1 protein-coding gene is annotated in these 1,237 nt (G+C 44.4%); it reads right to left on the reverse strand.

The window, feature by feature from the left end:
* Positions 1-339: 339 nt before the first annotated feature.
* Positions 340-780, reverse strand: a complete 441-nt coding sequence (locus tag IEX86_RS24660) for a hypothetical protein (protein WP_188868780.1) — start codon at positions 778-780, stop codon at positions 340-342.
* Positions 781-1,237: the final 457 nt, after the last annotated feature.

Below are 1,237 nucleotides of genomic sequence, written 5' to 3' on the forward strand. Positions count from 1 at the left end.
ACGCACTAAAATAGCTGCGTTTTGACCTATTCGGGCTGTTTTTGCATGGGTCCGACGGGATGCTCGGCGATTCCTCACTAATACGCCGCTACTTCAGACCGTCCTTAGGCGCCTATTAAGACGCTTTTATCTAGGTTTAGACAGACGCATTCTATGTAAAATCCTAACAGCTCTAATATGGTGAATCACAACTACTTAGGATAATTAAATGGTGCTTAACTAAAAGAGATTTTGCGTAAATCACTGACGTTAAGCATTACGATTCCCTTTAGAGTAGCCAAATCCTTCAAGCACTTATTAATTCCGCTCGTGATTCATCACATTAGTGATGCCCTGAGATCATTTTTTAGGTTTATCAAAATTCTCAACATTAGCCATATAAGCGTTTACTAAAAGCTGTTGAGGATTCAACGAGCCGCCCTCCACTGCTCCTTTTACATTATTCTTCAAGACCTCCCCAACTCCTCCAAGTCCACCGGCTATGGTGTTGCCAATCCCGGCATCACTATTTCCGATGCCCTTTAAAACTTGACCAAGCCCCGGAACGTATTTTAGATGTTCCCCAGCACTGGCTATCTTATCCTTGAGTGAGCCCTTATCATTTTCATTTGGTTTTACTGACTCATTACCAAACGTTATAGGCTGCTGGCTCTGAGTACAGCTGAAGGCGATGCTGCTGTCGTTTTTTGCTGGTGATTGTTGCTGCAGTGGCGAAGCTTCAGGAATTTTAGCAGACTCTTCTGGTAGAGCAGGAGATGATCCGGTTGAATCTATACGCATAAAAGATGCCTCAGCGAATAATAGAGAGTGCTTGTTTGTGCGAATGCCAAACTAGGTGGCATTTGGAAGTAATTGGTTCCACTCTCAGTGACTGTATGTGGGTCGGCTGGGCGGTGACCATCCTGATGTGGTAAATCTCAGCTAACATTGCGGCTCCTCTCAGAGAGGAGCCGCAATGTTAGCCAAGCCATTAGATCGTAATTGCAAAGGAAAGGACTGGAAGGCTTCTTCTGTCTGAGTTTGGGCGGCATTTTGAATGTAGCAAGCCAGGCCTTACGTAGCACCTCCACACTTGTATGTCAGTGTATTTTGGCTCCTATCATTAATCTGCGGCATCACGGATTTTTTAAAGTGCAACCCTTTTGCGACGCTCACTTTCCTCTGATCTGAATTCCAGAATATTATTCATTGAAAATTTCATTGCGCAGTCCCGAAGAGTCTCTAGAGAGCGCTTAAT

This window comes from Pseudomonas asuensis, assembly GCF_014646755.1.
In the GTDB taxonomy this organism is placed as follows: domain Bacteria; phylum Pseudomonadota; class Gammaproteobacteria; order Pseudomonadales; family Pseudomonadaceae; genus Chryseomonas; species Chryseomonas asuensis.